Genomic DNA, 15,252 nt, shown 5'->3' on the forward strand with positions numbered 1-15,252 from the left:
AGACAATATATTCATGTAGATAAATTTTTGCTGAGAAATATCAAGGTGGTATTGCTAAAAATTAGGTAATTAATTACTTTCTAATAATGCTGACTTGGCAGCATTAATTAATATTAAATTTTATGCAAAATAACGTTATAAATGCTAGCGTATCTACTCAAAATTTAACGTTTCGTCCCGGTGGAACTCCAGCTATATTTGAGGTGATTGTCAACAATGACAGCGATCAATTTGCGAATTTTCAAATAGAAATTACCGCAGCGGGGGAAATTCGCAATCCTGACTATCGCTGGTATAAGCTGGAACCGGAGGTAGCAGCAGCTAAACCTCCCGGTAGTAGTACGATTTTTCAAGTCTTTGTGTTGAATAGTCCGATTCCTGGGTTTGTGGGTACAGTTAACCTGACTGTGACAATTTTCTCACCCCAGTTAGGACAACAACGAAGACTGGTACTGCGGTTAAAAATCGAAGCGGATAATCAACCGACAATGCTGAGTGTGGAATTACCTGTCAGGGAGTTCCAAGTATATCCGCGCAACACGGTAGATATCCCCGTTAGAGTCCGCAATTTGAGTCAACAAACTGTCAATGTAACTTTGCGATTTGCAGGGGTGGATGTTTCTTGGCTAGTTAGCAGTGCAGAACGGCGGTTTGCTTTAGATCCGGGAGGACAAACAGAAGCGGTATTTCAATGTCAACCTTTATCTGTAGTGCAAGCGCCTAGCGATATTTATCCTTTTACAATTGAAGCTACTAGTATTAGCGGTTATCCAGCTAGCGCGGAAGGAAATTTGGAAGTTTTACCTGTGGGTTTTGTGGAGTTTTCTGTACCCCAAAATTCTCAGACAATTCCTCTACAAGGTGGGTGGTTACCTAACTGGAAAGCTGATAATGCCGCCTTTGAATTAGCATTTAGAAATGCGAGCAATCTTTTGCAAGAAATTAATCTTAAACTTCAAGGACGAGATTGGCGAAAATGTACTTTTAAAACGTTACCAACAACGGCTAATCTCAATTTAGGAGAAACAAGCAAAGTAATTTTGGATGTTCAAACTAAACGCCCTTGGTTAGGAATTAGAAAAAATTTATTGTTAGAAGCTAAACCAGAATTATCTGACCAACGTTTAGGGAGTACAGACCCAGCTACCCAGAATTTAGAGTTACGAGTTTTGCCAATTTTACCTTTATGGTTACAACTGGCGATTTTAATTTTATTTCTAGCATTGCTAGCATTATTATTCCGACCAGAGCCAATTATGCATACTCGCTCTGTGAATTCTGTCGGGTTTAGCGGTACTAGTTTATCTGTGGTGAGTGGTGCAGATGATTGCACATTAAGATTATGGAATATTAATGGCGATCGCTTAGAACCTGCTAGTATTAATTATGATGGCCTTTCTGTGGCTTGTGACAGACAGCAAAAGCCAAAAGGTTTGTTAGCAATTACCAATGATGCGATAGAAGTAGTCCGTTTTATCCCCCTAGAAAACGATCGCGTGGCGGTGGGTTTAGATAATGGGGTGATTGAAATCAGAGATGTGCCCACAGGGCGAAAACGCAACGAACTGCAAGACCGAAAAGACCCGAAAGCAAAAGGCGATCGCGTCTTTGATTTAGTTTTTACAAAAAATTCCTTAGATTTATTCAGTGGTTATGGTAGTGGTAAAGTAAGACAATGGACAAGAGCATCTACCAACGATAATTTTCAGCCAGAACCAAAAGTAATTGACCTGCAAAGGCAACAGCAATTATCAGGTTTTCAAGTGCGGGGATTAACTCTCAGCCCAGATGACCAAACATTGATAATGTCAGGAAACTATAAACGGTTCTTATTGTGGCAATGGAATCAACCGCAAACTAAAAATAAAATTCCTAGTTTATCGGTACAAAAACTGGAAAAATTAGATACTAGAAGCGGACGAGAAGACTATGTTTGGGGATTAGCCTTTGTACCTAATTCTTCAGAGAAAATTCTTGCTACTTCTGATTCTGCGGGATATATTACGATTTGGAATTTAGAGAAATGCCAAACTTTACCAAATCCCCAAAATCAAATTAGTGAATTAGATTGCTCCCCCCCCATAGACCGTTGGTCAGCATCAAAATTATCTGTGCGCAGTTTAGCATTTAATGAAGATGGTCGATTGTTAGTTAGCGCGGGTGATGATGGCAAAGTAATAATGTGGTATTTAACTCCAGAATACAAACTCGATAAAATTAAAGCAGCCAGAGGTGAAATAATTTATCAAAGTACTAAGAAAATCAACAGTGTTGCGTTGAAAACAATTAATCAAACCAGTGCAATTGTCAGTGGTAGTGAAGATTTTCAAGTAAGACTACATTCACACAAGATTAAACCAGGGAGTTAGTCACATGCAAGCTAAACCCAGCCCTTTAGAAGTATTTATCACCCCATCTGGCGTTCAAGATGCAATGCCAGGAGATACAATTGAACTGCATGTAGTGGTCACTAATATTGGCGAGCAAAATGCCATTATTGACTTATATTTAAATTGTGACGAACAATTTAAAAACATTACAGGCTTATCTAATTTACCGCGAGAAAGTTGTGCGATCGCACCGCAACAAAGTAGCGATGAAATTAAATTTACCTTTGAAATTCCCCTCGATGCTAATCCGGGAACTTATGACTATACTTTAGTTGTAGACGCACCACAACATTATCCTCAAGAAACGCCGATTCCTTTCACCCGTCAATTGAAGATTGTCCCCAAAGAACACACTTCTATTGGGCTGAATGATTCAACTTTTTCCATTAAACCTAGTAGTAACCCAGCGAAGCCGCTAATTTGTAAACTTCACGAACCCCTACTATTAGAAGTAACCGTAGAAAATCGTTCGCAATTTGTCGATCGATTCCGCCTTGCTTGTCTTGATTTAGAAGATGATTGGTTTACAATTACTTATCCCACAACAGGAGTAGAAGGGACTGGGTTATTATCTGATAATAATGCCCTATCGCTTAACCCTAGTAATTCTGGGACAATCACGTTAAAATTTCACCCTCCCGGCGATACTTTAGCAGGAAGTTATACCCCTACACTGCGCTTATATTCAGAAAAATTTCCCGATTTAGTGCTTTTAGATTTGGTATATCTGCAAATCCCTACCAGCTATGATTTAAATGTAGAATTACAAACTATTTTAGGACAAGTCAGTCGTAGCCCTGGTAAATATGAATTATCCCTCAGCAATCGCGGTAATATGGTGCGGGAACTAATATTTGGGGTAGAAAGCCGTGATGAAGAAACGCTATTTACTTATACATTTGATCCGGCGGAAATCAGATTATTACCAAACAAAAGTTATGAAACTAATTTGTTATTAAAACCTCAACCTTGGTGGCGCAGACCTTGGTTCGGTGGCGGACAAACAATTAACTTCAAAGTCAATATTGTAGATAAAGAAAGTTTACCTTTACCAGATACGTTACCACAAGGAGTATTAATTTGGAAACCCCGTCCTTTGTGGCAATTCATATTATTAATATTATTAATTTTAGGATTATTGGGCGGCATAGGATTTATTATTTGGCGAATTTTAAATCCGCCACAATTAAAAATTGAAAATTTTAGTGCTAATAGTTCACAACTGACTGAAGGTGAAGATGAAGTAACTTTAAATTGGGAAATTCGTAACTATAAAAAGTTAGAAAATTTGATTGTCCTAGTGAAAGGGCCACAACCTATAAAGCCAACTATCTATGATTTTCGCAATAAAATTCCTGAAGACTTAAGTAAAAATAATTGTTTAGTAAAGCGACAAGTAGATTTGATTTGTAAAAATATCAAAACTGGGATTACAACTAAAGGAAATTACACTTTTGGTTTACAAGGCTTGTATCGCAAAGGTAATGTACTTTTTTCAGAAACAGCGAAAATCGATAGTCCAGCAATTCAAGTGGTAATTAATGAAAAACCAATTGCCGAAATTGTTGATTTTAAAGTCAATAAACCACAATATCAAACCGGAGAAAATATTCTTTTGAGTTGGACAATTACCAATCCGGAATTGCTAGCCGAAACTCAAATTGTGAGTACTACAGAAGAGGGCACAGCAACAGGTAATCCAATCAGTTATAAATTTATTAATGGTAGTATCGAAAATCCTAAACTCAAAAATTCTTGCAAAGAAGCAAATCGCCAACTGCAATGTATAAATATCCCCTTACCACCTTTGAAGGCTGGAAAATATGGCTTTGAGGTGAAAGCTTTACCTAATAATGGTAGCGAAAAAGTAAGTGCGAAAAAAATTGAAGGAAAAATTGAAGTTTTACCCAAACCGTTTAAGATTGTTGCTTTTACAATCAATGGTAGCGAACAACCAAATCAATCGCTCAAAGAAGGCGAAACTGCGGTTTTGTCTTGGAGAGTAGAGGGCGAAGATATTCAAGTGAAACTATTACCTTATGGTAATGATGTAGCACCTGTTGGTTCGCTGAAGCTACCAGTGATTGCAGAATTTCCCCCACAAATTGCAATACAAGTTATTGATAAATCCGGTAAGCAGCAACCCCAGCAAAGAGGATTTGCGATCGCAGTTATCAAAAAACCCGTACCTACTCCCCCACCAATTATCATTCCTCCAGTGGCTTCGCCTACGCCAGTTTCGCCGTTTAAACCGGGAATTTAGAGGGGCGCTAGGGATTAGGGGCTAGAGGTTCCTCTTTGTCTTCCTTGTCTTCCCTTCCTTTCTCTGTTTCACAGATGAAATGTATTAATGGCGATCGCATCAGCCGAATAGGGGTTTTTGCGCCTACAACCTGGTTTTTATCAAAATATCAGGTTTTTTTTAGACTTTCTTTGCGTAAAGAAGTGTGTGAGGCCTGTATGTATTTATAGGAGTTGTCGAAATTTGAGATTCTAAGAATCATGTATGTATCACTAGCTGTGCAAGTTCAAGTTAACCCGAACAAACAAAATGATGTAGCAACAAATCCGCTGACAGGAAGTATCATCATTTTACTACCGCTAATTTTCCTAGTTACAATTACCAGCTATCGCAAGTCTAAAGCGCGAACTCTCCGCCGCCGAATTGCAGATTTAGAAAGAATGTGGCGTTTAAACCCACCAAAACAAACGCCCTAGTCACGCAGTATTTACTCGTATAAATAAACAATATTAACCGTATTTTCTTAGATAAAAACGGTTAATATTAACATACCAATTTACAAACAGAAAGCGATGAATACATAATTGTTACTTTGTTGTATTTGGCTATTTTGAATTTTAAATTGGTATGAAATATGGCAATTGAAGTGCAGAAAACCAATATCAGTAATTGACAAAGCGAACGTAATGTGATTTTAAATTTTAAAATACCAATTACGGCGATACATAATATAAAGAATCAGCCACCAAAAACATACGGTGGCGATCGCAAATAACAAGGAACCGTTTAACGCACCAGCCCAGGATTTAAATAAATGTTGGTAAATCCAAGTATATGTGCTTGGTGCGTCGCTACCAATACCAATGCGAGTTTTAATTAAAATTCGGGCAAATAAACCAGAACCGACGAAGGCGAAGATAGCATTTAATCCCATCACTTCTAGGGGAAAGCTCAATCTTTGAAAACTACGTACTTCAATTAATTCATAACAAGCTGCTAGCAATAACAAAGCAAACCCAGCAGTAAAAACTACATAAGAACTTGTCCACAATTGTTTATTAATTGGGAAGATAAACCCCCATAAATGCCCGATTAATAGGCAACAGATGCCGACAATTGCTAAATTAATGCTGGTGCGACTTTCACGGGGTTGGGATTTTAGCCATTCCCCAGTGAAGTAACCTGCAAGTACTGTCACCACAGCAGGTAAGGTACTAAATAAGCCTTCTGGATCGAATCCTTTCCCGCCTAATAAATGTTGCTGTCCTATAATTAAGCGATCGATGTAGCCTACCAAATTACCCTCGGCTGTCAAAATTCCTGCACCATAACCAGGAACGGGGATGAGTTGCATAGCTAACCAGTAACCAATCAGCAAAATAGCGGCGAATAGCCATAAACCACGGCGTTGGAGATGCAAAACTGCGATCGCACTAATTAAATAAGCTAGACTAATGCGTTGCAAGACCCCCATAATGCGAATTGTGGCGAATTTAGCAGCTGGCGCACCATTTAAGAAGACATCCAGAGTTAAAGAAAACAAAACTAAGAATAATCCCAGCCCAAATAAAATTAACGCCCTGCGCCCAATTCGCCAGTAAACTTCCCTGGTGGGGCAATTTTCTTTTGTATATTTGGAGAGAGAAAAAGGCATTGCTGCACCGACAATGAACAAAAAGAACGGAAAAATTAAATCTGTAGGCGTACAACCATGCCATTTAGCATGTTCTAGAGGCGGGTAAAGATAATCCCAACTACCAGGATTATTGACTAGAATCATTGAGGCGATCGCAATTCCGCGAAACACATCTAAAGATTTAAGACGTTGAGGTAAAGTCAATTGCTTCTCCAAAGTTGATGAAAAAAGGCAGAGGACAGAGTTTAAGAACCCTATTATACGTAGCCTAGTTTCGTTCAGATTGAATAATGCTCTGCAAAAGCCTGTAATTTTGAATTTTGAATTTTGAATTATTAACTAATGTCCACATACTTAAAAGCAACTTTTCTGGGCGGATTACTACTGCTAGCTACACCCTCCGTTCACTCTACAGAAATTCCCCAGCCCCAATCTCTCCCCCCAGCCCCAAAAAGGGAGTTTCGTGGTGTCTGGATTGCTTCTGTAGCTAATATTGATTGGCCTTCTCGTCCTGGTTTGACAAGCGCCCAACAGCAAGCGGAACTGATAACTATGCTGGATCGGGCTGTGGCTTTAAAGTTAAATGCAGTCATTTTACAGGTACGTCCCGCTGCTGATGCGCTTTACGCCTCTAGTTATGAACCTTGGTCAGAATTTTTAACTGGAGAGATGGGTAAAGCGCCAACACCGGATTATGACCCCTTAGCCTTTGCGGTGGCAGAAGCCCACAGACGAGGTATAGAATTACACGCTTGGTTTAATCCCTTCCGCGCCCGCCATCCGCAAGGAAAATCACCAATAGCTGCAAACCATGTCAGTAAACTGCATCCCCAATGGGTGAAAAAATACGGTAAATATCTCTGGCTAGATCCTGGGGAAACGGAAGTTCAAGATTATACAGTCAACGTGATTATGGATGTCGTCAAGCGCTACGACATAGACGCAGTTCATCTTGACGATTATTTCTATCCCTATCCCGAACGCAACGCCAGTAAGCGGGTGATCGATTTTCCCGACACACCAAGTTGGCAAAAATACCTACAATCAGGCGGAAAACTGAAGCGTGACGACTGGCGACGGGAAAACATTAATACATTAGTGCAACGACTATATCAAGAAATTAAACAAGAAAAACCTTGGGTGAAGTTTGGTATTAGTCCCTTTGGGATTTGGCGACCGGGTTATCCTGCACAAATAAGTAGTACTGGGGGATTTGATGCATACCAAGAAATCTATGCTGATTCTCGCCAATGGTTAGTTAAGGGGTGGATAGACTATTTTGCACCGCAGTTGTATTGGAAAATTGAGAAAACCCAACAAAGTTACCCAGTGTTGCTGAATTGGTGGCTGAAACAGAACCCACTAGGAAGACATATTTGGCCTGGTAATTTTACCAGTCGTGTAGGCGATCGCACTTCCGCAGCTTGGCCAGCCAATGAAATTCTCTATCAAATTAAAACAACTAGAGGATTTTCGGGGGCTACAGGTAACATTCACTACAGTATGAAGCCGTTAATGCAAAACCGCGATCGAATTGTCGATGTCTTAGAAAAGGACGCTTACCCAACTCAAGCACTAATTCCCGCTTCCCCTTGGTTAGACAAGACACTACCAACTCAACCCACACTGCAAATTGAACGGTACACAACTACAGGTAAAATTAACAAAATTAGCTGGCAATCTCCAGAACCAGATAAAGTATGGTTATGGGTAATGCAAACGAAGACAGGTAATCAGTGGACTACACAGATTTTGCCGCGATCGCAAACTTCTTACTTATTTAATAGTCAGAATTCTCCTTTACCGATTGATACTGTAGCTGTTTCCGCCGTTAATCGTTACAGTACCCAAGGACAACCTGCTATAGGTAATTGAATCAAATTTAATTCATTTTCTTACTCCTCTGCGTCCTCTGCGTCTCTGTGGTTTAAAAGTTATTTATTTAACTACATAGGCGCTGAGAGTGCAGAGAAAAGATGATTTAACCGCCAAGAACGCCCTTCGGGTTCAGCAGTTCCTCATGGGGGAAACCCCCAAGACTGGACTGCTTCACCAAGTGCGCCAAGAAATTTAAGTAGGGAAGAGAAGGGAATTTATTTAGAGCGATCGCATTTTCCAGAACTCGAAAAAGTTTTAAAATCTGTGCTGTATAAGTAATTACCAGCTAAATATGAAACTTATTCCTAAGGCTTGCTGGATTGTTGTGCAGGTGTTAACAACAGTAGCTTTAGCTACACCTGTAATGGCAGAAATTGTCAAGATTAATCTGCTGCAACTCAATGATATTTACGAGATTACACCAGTGGAAGGGGGAACTCGTGGGGGTTTAGCGCGGGTGGCTACTTTAAGACAACGACTTTCTCAAGCAAATCCACGTACATATACGGTGTTAGCTGGTGATTTTCTTAGCCCTTCGGCTTTAGGAACTGCCAAAATTAATGGTACACCGTTAGCCGGTCAGCAAATGGTAGCGGTGATGAATGCTGTTGGCTTTGACTATGTGACTTTTGGTAATCATGAATTTGATTTACCAGAAAAGCTGTTTTACCAACGTTTGCAAGAATCGCGCTTTCGTTGGGTTTCTAGTAATGTATCAGCTAGTCAAGGGCAACCGTTTAAAGGTGTACCGCGCGCAATTATATTTAATGTTAGGGGCGATCGCGGTGCTATCGTCAGGGTAGGGTTAATCGGCCTGACTATCAATAGCAACCCGGTTAATTATGTCAGTTATACCGATCCGATTGAAACGGCGAAGCAGCAAGTTAAAGCGCTGAAGGGAAAAGTTGATATTATCGTAGCGCTTACTCATCTTTCTATAGAAAGCGATCGCATTTTAGCAGAAACTGTACCAGAAATTGATATCATTCTTGGCGGTCACGAGCATGAAAATATTCAGCAATGGCGGGGTAGAGATTTTACGCCAATTTTTAAAGCTGATGCGAATGCGCGTACAGTTTACCTCCATCAATTAAGTTACGATACTATCAAAAAAAATCTGCAAGTTAATTCTCAACTCATACCCATTACCGAAAAAATACCCGACGAACCAAAAACAGCCAGGGTAGTTAAGAATTGGGTTGAAAAAGGTTATCAAGCATTCCGCGCCAATGGTTTTGAACCTAATCAAGAAATTGCTAGATTAGCATTTGCTTTAGATGGCTTAGAATCTAGCGTCCGCAATAAATCGACCAAGTTAACAGATTTAATTGCTGCGGCGATGTTAAAGGAAGTTCCGGAAGCAGATTTAGCTATATTTAATGGTGGTTCAATTCGTATTGATGATATTATTCCCCCTGGCGTAATTACCCAATATGATGTAATTCGCATCTTACCTTTTGGCGGTAAAGTTGTGGCAATAGAGATAAAGGGTGCGCTATTACAAAGAGTATTAGAGCAAGGACAAGCTAATAAAGGTAATGGTGGCTATTTGCAAACAGCCAAAGTTACTCAAGACTCAAATTCTGGAAATTGGTTAATTAATGGTCAACCTTTAGATGCTAACAAAACTTACAAAGTCGCTACTACAGAATTTTTAATTAGTGGTAAAGAGAAAGGATTAAATTTCTTCAATCTGCAACAACCGGGAATTAAGTTAATTGCAGAAAAACGCGATATTCGGTTTACGGTAATTGACCAATTGAAGAGCCAAGCTAATAATTAGTAATTCGTAGTCAGGACTTTAATCTTGAATCTAATCCTACTAAAGTACTGACTACAAATCATCCTTAAATAAGCTAATTTTGTAAATTCTTTATCTCTTTTTGTGCATCTTTATAACTACTTGTTTGTCCTCGCTGTTTAAAAATTTTGGCTGCTTGTTGAAAATCGGCGATCGCGCCTTTTTTATCGCCATTTTTAACCCGCACTAAACCGCGATTGTAGTAAGCTAAAGCATAATTCGGTCTAACTGCGATCGCTTTAGTGTAATCTGCAATTGCTGCTTTTTTATTTCCGCTTTCTAGATGTGCATTTCCCCGGTTGTTATAAGCTGTGCCATTTTTCGGATTCAGCTTAATTGCTTCATTATAATCGGCAATTGCTCCTTGATAATTGCCTAGAGAAAAGCGGTGCATTCCTCGATGTATGTAAGCTATAAATGATTTAGAATCTAATTCTAGTGCCTTGTTGTAATCTTCAGTTGCTTCGAGATTCTTACCCAATTCACTATAAATATCTCCCCGATTTAGGTAAGCTTCTATATATTTAGGGTTTAGCTCAATTGCACTATTGTAATCTTTCAGCGCTGACTCCCTATCATTATTAGCAAACTGTGTTAAACCCCTTTGTAAAAAAGCTTGAGCATCAAGAGGATTCATCTCAATTACTGTATCAAAATCTTGAATTGCTGCTTGGGTTTTTCCTAAACGACGGTGTAAAATACCCCGTTGTAAATAAGCGCCGCTGTAGTTTGGTTGAAGTGCGATCGCTTTATTAAAATCTGCCATCGCTTTTTGAGGATCTTTTAGCTCTACATGAGCTAAACCCCTTCCATAATAAGCATAGGGGTTTTTGGCATTGAGTTGAATTGCTTTGGTATAGTCAGCGATCGCTTCTTTATATTTACCTAATTGATAATGGGAAAACCCTCGGTCATAATAAGCATTTGCATCTTTAGAATTGAACTGAATTGCTTTACTTGCATCTAATTGGGCTTTTTGGTAATCTTTGAGTTGATAAAAAGCATCCCCACGCGCATTGTAAGCTTTAGCATCCTTGGGATTAATTTCTAGAGCTTGATTAAAGTCTTTGATTGCTCCTTGATAATCTCCTTTCTCATATTTGTCTACTCCCTGCAAATATAATAACTTGGCATCGCCTACAGGTTTGGGCATCAAAAAAAACCAAGCTGCTACACCAAGAGTAATACAGCTAGCTATTCCTGTAAGGATTAACCAAGGTTTTTGAGTTTTTGGCTTTTGCTTTTCTGGTTCATCATCATGATTATTTATCTGCTTGAGGTCATCGATAACATCATTAGCTGAATGATAACGTTTGCGATAATCAAAACGTACCATTTTATCAATTATCTTTGCTAGTTCTTGATTAATTTGAGGCATGTTATTACGCCAAACGATTTCACCTGTAAGGATATTTTTATTGCTGAGTAATATAGTTATTTCATTGACTGTCAATCCCAAAAGTGCAGCGATCGCAATTATCCCTAAAGCATATATATCGCTGTTATATTGCGTGTCACCTTGTAATTGTTCTATCGGTATATATTCCAGATTACCAACAGTAGTAGTAACAATTTCTCTAATAGTACCAAAGTCAATCAGAATTAATTTATTATCTGATTCGCGACGAATAATATTTGAAGGTTTAATATCCTGATGAATTACCTCGTAACTGTGAATAAATGCTAAAATTTCTAATAATTCTAATAATAAATGGATGACTTGCTCTTCTTCTAAAGGCGTTCCTAGGAAAATTTCTTCAGTTAAAGGAGTACCAGGAATAAACTCTTGCACTAAATAAAATTCTTCATTTTCTTCAAAATAAGCAATTAATTTCTGAATTTGATTATGTCCCTGAGTTAGTTTTTCTAAAGTTTCTGCTTCACCTGTAAACAAGCGCCGCAATATGTTTAAATCTTGAGGGTTTTTATTAGCAGGGTGTAGCTGCTTTAAGACAAATTGACTTTCAGGAAGATGAAAATCTTCAACCAAATAGGTTTGAGTCAATTCCTCTGCACTCAGCACCGCCAAGATTCGGTATCGTGCATCCAGAAGGTGACTATTCATGACAACAAATATAGTTGTATCCAGAATTATCTGATTATAGCTTGCGTATTAATACTGTCTAAACTGGCTAAAAATTATTTGTATAGATAAAAACATAAAATATCCTAGTGTTAATTGATTTATACAAGAGATTACCAAAAAATACAAGTTTTATTAAGTTGATAGGAATCTATAAAAGTATAGCCGTAGCCAGATAGATTAGGACATCAAGCTAAGATAAAAGCCTTTCGAGTCAGTCAACAGTCAACAGTTAACAGTCAACAGTCAACAGCTATATGTTACGAAATGTAATATCAATTAAGTTAAAAAAATTAGTGACTGTTGACTGTAGTCACTAAGCTTGTGGATATATATCTGCATTAGCGATCGCATTTTACCGCTGCATGAAAAAATGCGATCGCTCATTAAAAGCAGAATAGCTCAGAAATCTAAGCGGGAACGACAAATTTCTGGCTACCAGCCAAACCAAACGCTTCATGAATTACCTGCAAGGCTTTAGTACCTTGTTCTTGATCAACAACACAGCTAATTTTAATTTCTGAGGTAGCAATCATTTGAATATTAATTTGATTGTGGGCTAGAGCCTCAAACATTTTTGCCGCGACACCAGGATGTCCTACCATCCCAGAACCGACGATACTGACTTTAGCGATCGCACTATCAAGCACAACATCACCCCAGCCTAACTCTGCGCCAGCTTGAGCCAGCATTTTTTGGGCATTCTCTCCATCCATCCGGGCGACGGTAAAAGCAATATCGCGGCGGGGAATTCCATCAACTACCCGACAGCGTTGGGATTGAATAATCATATCCACGCTGATGTTGTGTTGCGCCAACAATCCAAATATCTTCGCCGCCATTCCGGGGCGATCGGGTATTTGGCGAATCGCCAGCCTAACTTGGTTCATATCCAAAGCTACACCACGAACTGCGGGAGAGGGGGAAGACAAGGGAGAAGTTTCTCCTCTTAGTCCTCCTTGTCCCTTGTCCCCCTCATCCTCGGCTGCGATTTCAAATGTACTGCGGAGTGCAGTCACAGCGCGATCGCATTCTTCTGCTGCAACCACGCAACTCACCTTAACTTCGCTGGTAGAAATCATGTGGATGTTCACACCAGCTGCGGCTAAGGTGGCGAACATCTGCGCCGCCACACCGGGACGGCCAATCATTCCTGCGCCGGAAATGCTGACTTTGGCAATATTTTGCTCTACCATCACTTCCGCCTCTTCTGCTGGGGCGTGGGGATGGCTGCGCAGTGCAGGAGCGATCGCTGCCGCTACTGCTTCCGCCCGCTTTAATATTGGTGTAGTGACGGTAAAGGCAATGTCATTACTATTACCTTCATGAATTGATTGGATAATTAAATCTACGTCTACATTTTGTCGGGCGATTTCCCCAAATAACCTCGCTGCTATGCCTGGTTTGTCGGGTACGCGCAACAAAGCTACTCGTGCTTGGTTAGTATCAAACTCTACACCATCTACAGCCTTAGCGATTTCCAAATTGACGAGCGATCGCCCTTGGGGTTTGGCAGATGTTACCCAAGTACCAGGATCGTCAGTCCAGCTAGACCTAACAACTAAAGGAACGCCATAATTCCGCGCAATTTCCACAGCCCGGGGATGGAGAACTTTAGCGCCCAAACTTGCCAGTTCTAACATTTCATCGCTGGTAATTTCCGCCATCAATTGCGCTTCGGGAACTAAACGCGGATCGGTAGTTAAAATCCCTGGGACATCTGTATAAATTTCACAAAAATCTGCCCCTAATGCCGCAGCTAATGCCACCGCAGACGTATCGGAACCACCACGTCCCAAAGTAGTAATTTCTAATTCTCCCGTGCTGCTAATGCCTTGAAAGCCAGCAACCACAACTACTTTACCTTGATTGAGGTAGCGCTCCAGGCGATCGGTTGCAATGTGCAAAATGCGAGCGCGGGTGTGTTCTGCTTCGGTAACAATGCCTACCTGCGCGCCAGTCATGGAAATTGCCGGCTGTCCAATTTCCTGCAACGCCATACTTAATAAAGCGATCGTTACCTGTTCCCCAGTAGAAAGCAGCATATCCATTTCGCGGCGGCTAGGATTAGCAGAGATAGCATTAGCCAACTTCACCAACCCATCAGTGGTTTTACCCATTGCGGAAACTACCACTACCAGAGAGTTTCCGGCTGTAACAGTTTGATAAACCCGCTGGGCTACAGATTGAATGCGTTCTACCGAACCAACAGAGGTACCACCGTATTTTTGAACTATGAGCGACATAAATTTTTCTTAATCAATTTGCTGCTTTCATCAACGCCGCCGCCGACTTGGGAAGCTTGCAAAGCATTTCCAGTTATTTAGTTTACAGAAACTTGTGCGCACTCTGACAGAGTCTGTGATATATGTTATCGATTCGTCACATGACAAAGTTTAGTAGTAATTTTTATATGCTATTTTAATATTCCTGCATTTTGCCCAGGCAGACAAGGAGGCACAGAACAAGTAACTATTGCCCCATGCCCCATGCCCCATGCCCCATGCCCAATACCCAATAATTTATCTATCTTTCAGTACTTAGCTCATACTGACTATTTAATATTTACTTAATAAATATCCTTTGAATCACTAATTGACAATAAAAAAGTGAAAAGGTGAAATAGTTAGTACTTATATAGCAATTGAGCCAAGAAAAAGTAGTTAATATAAGCCTTAAGCGCTAAATGGCACTACTTTCTTGATCATTCGTCTCAATTGTTTGAGTAACTGCCCTTAGCAATTAGTACAGCTGAATGACACCATAGGATGCATATCACATGAGTTCAAAAATCAACAAAGTATTAAAAAAGCAGTCTGGGGTGATTCCTTATAGAATTCAAGATGGCAAAATTGAGGTACTGTTGATTACCAGTCGCGATCGCCGCAAATGGGTAATGCCAAAAGGAGATATCCCTAATGGGATGAGTCCGCCAGATTCAGCCGCCAAAGAGGCTTGGGAAGAAGCTGGAGTAATTGGCCAGGTAAGTACTCAAAAAGTTGGTACTTATCAATATCGTAAACGAGGTAAAAATTACCGAGTGAATATGTATTTGTTACCCGTAGAAACTCTGTGTGAAGATTATCCAGAAGCAGGGCATAGACAACGGCAGTGGGTAGATATATCTCATGCTATGAGGTGGATTAAAATTAATTCGCTGAAACGGATATTGAAGGAATTTCCCGCAACTGAATTAATCTGTTGATATATTAGAAAGATTTA

Annotated in this window: 9 protein-coding genes; 6 read left to right on the forward strand and 3 right to left on the reverse strand. The window is 39.9% G+C overall.

Annotated features, from left to right (window positions below; translation table 11 throughout):
- The first annotated feature begins 122 nt into the window (after positions 1–122).
- From H6G41_RS05035 to H6G41_RS05045, 3 genes are all read left to right on the forward strand, one after another.
- Positions 123–2,369 (forward strand): hypothetical protein, encoded by a 2,247-nt coding sequence (locus tag H6G41_RS05035; protein ID WP_190744174.1) that lies wholly within the window; start codon positions 123–125, stop codon positions 2,367–2,369.
- A 4-nt stretch (positions 2,370–2,373) separates the two neighbouring features.
- Positions 2,374–4,653: a hypothetical protein gene (locus tag H6G41_RS05040; RefSeq protein ID WP_190744177.1), complete on the forward strand. Its 2,280-nt coding sequence runs from the start codon at positions 2,374–2,376 to the stop codon at positions 4,651–4,653.
- A gap of 239 nt (positions 4,654–4,892) precedes the next feature.
- Positions 4,893–5,108, forward strand: a complete 216-nt coding sequence (locus H6G41_RS05045) for a hypothetical protein (RefSeq protein WP_190744178.1) — start codon at positions 4,893–4,895, stop codon at positions 5,106–5,108.
- Between the two features lie 218 nt (positions 5,109–5,326).
- Here H6G41_RS05045 and H6G41_RS05050 read toward each other — a convergent pair whose 3' ends face one another.
- A complete protein-coding gene (locus tag H6G41_RS05050; protein ID WP_277878032.1) occupies positions 5,327–6,472 on the reverse strand; it encodes an acyltransferase family protein in 1,146 nt (381 codons plus the stop codon).
- A 138-nt stretch (positions 6,473–6,610) separates the two neighbouring features.
- On the opposite strand from H6G41_RS05050, the gene H6G41_RS05055 reads away from it, so the two are divergent.
- Positions 6,611–8,143, forward strand: coding sequence for a glycoside hydrolase family 10 protein (locus tag H6G41_RS05055; protein ID WP_190744182.1), 1,533 nt, complete (start codon positions 6,611–6,613; stop codon positions 8,141–8,143).
- 295 nt (positions 8,144–8,438) lie between these two features.
- Positions 8,439–9,929, forward strand: coding sequence for a bifunctional UDP-sugar hydrolase/5'-nucleotidase (locus H6G41_RS05060; protein ID WP_190744184.1), 1,491 nt, complete (start codon positions 8,439–8,441; stop codon positions 9,927–9,929).
- 73 nt (positions 9,930–10,002) lie between these two features.
- Here the strand turns inward: H6G41_RS05060 and H6G41_RS05065 are convergent, their stop codons facing one another.
- Positions 10,003–12,012, reverse strand: a complete 2,010-nt coding sequence (locus H6G41_RS05065) for a tetratricopeptide repeat protein (RefSeq protein WP_190744186.1) — start codon at positions 12,010–12,012, stop codon at positions 10,003–10,005.
- 428 nt (positions 12,013–12,440) lie between these two features.
- Positions 12,441–14,276 (reverse strand): aspartate kinase, encoded by a 1,836-nt coding sequence (locus H6G41_RS05070; RefSeq protein WP_190744188.1) that lies wholly within the window; start codon positions 14,274–14,276, stop codon positions 12,441–12,443.
- A 533-nt stretch (positions 14,277–14,809) separates the two neighbouring features.
- Here H6G41_RS05070 and H6G41_RS05075 point away from each other — a divergent pair.
- Positions 14,810–15,235: an NUDIX hydrolase gene (locus tag H6G41_RS05075; RefSeq protein WP_190744190.1), complete on the forward strand. Its 426-nt coding sequence runs from the start codon at positions 14,810–14,812 to the stop codon at positions 15,233–15,235.
- Positions 15,236–15,252: the final 17 nt, after the last annotated feature.

The organism is Tolypothrix sp. FACHB-123 (assembly GCF_014697075.1).
Lineage (GTDB): Bacteria > Cyanobacteriota > Cyanobacteriia > Cyanobacteriales > Nostocaceae > Aulosira.

What these genes read in the sequence shown, in the direction of transcription:
- H6G41_RS05035 (WP_190744174.1), top strand. Translation starts at nt 123, where the DNA reads ATGCAAAATAACGTTATAAATGCTAGCGTATCTACTCAAAATTTAACG.
- H6G41_RS05065 (WP_190744186.1), bottom strand. Translation starts at nt 12,012, where the DNA reads ATGAATAGTCACCTTCTGGATGCACGATACCGAATCTTGGCGGTGCTG.
- H6G41_RS05040 (WP_190744177.1), top strand. Translation starts at nt 2,374, where the DNA reads ATGCAAGCTAAACCCAGCCCTTTAGAAGTATTTATCACCCCATCTGGC.
- H6G41_RS05075 (WP_190744190.1), top strand. Translation starts at nt 14,810, where the DNA reads ATGAGTTCAAAAATCAACAAAGTATTAAAAAAGCAGTCTGGGGTGATT.
- H6G41_RS05045 (WP_190744178.1), top strand. Translation starts at nt 4,893, where the DNA reads ATGTATGTATCACTAGCTGTGCAAGTTCAAGTTAACCCGAACAAACAA.
- H6G41_RS05070 (WP_190744188.1), bottom strand. Translation starts at nt 14,276, where the DNA reads ATGTCGCTCATAGTTCAAAAATACGGTGGTACCTCTGTTGGTTCGGTA.
- H6G41_RS05055 (WP_190744182.1), top strand. Translation starts at nt 6,611, where the DNA reads ATGTCCACATACTTAAAAGCAACTTTTCTGGGCGGATTACTACTGCTA.
- H6G41_RS05060 (WP_190744184.1), top strand. Translation starts at nt 8,439, where the DNA reads ATGAAACTTATTCCTAAGGCTTGCTGGATTGTTGTGCAGGTGTTAACA.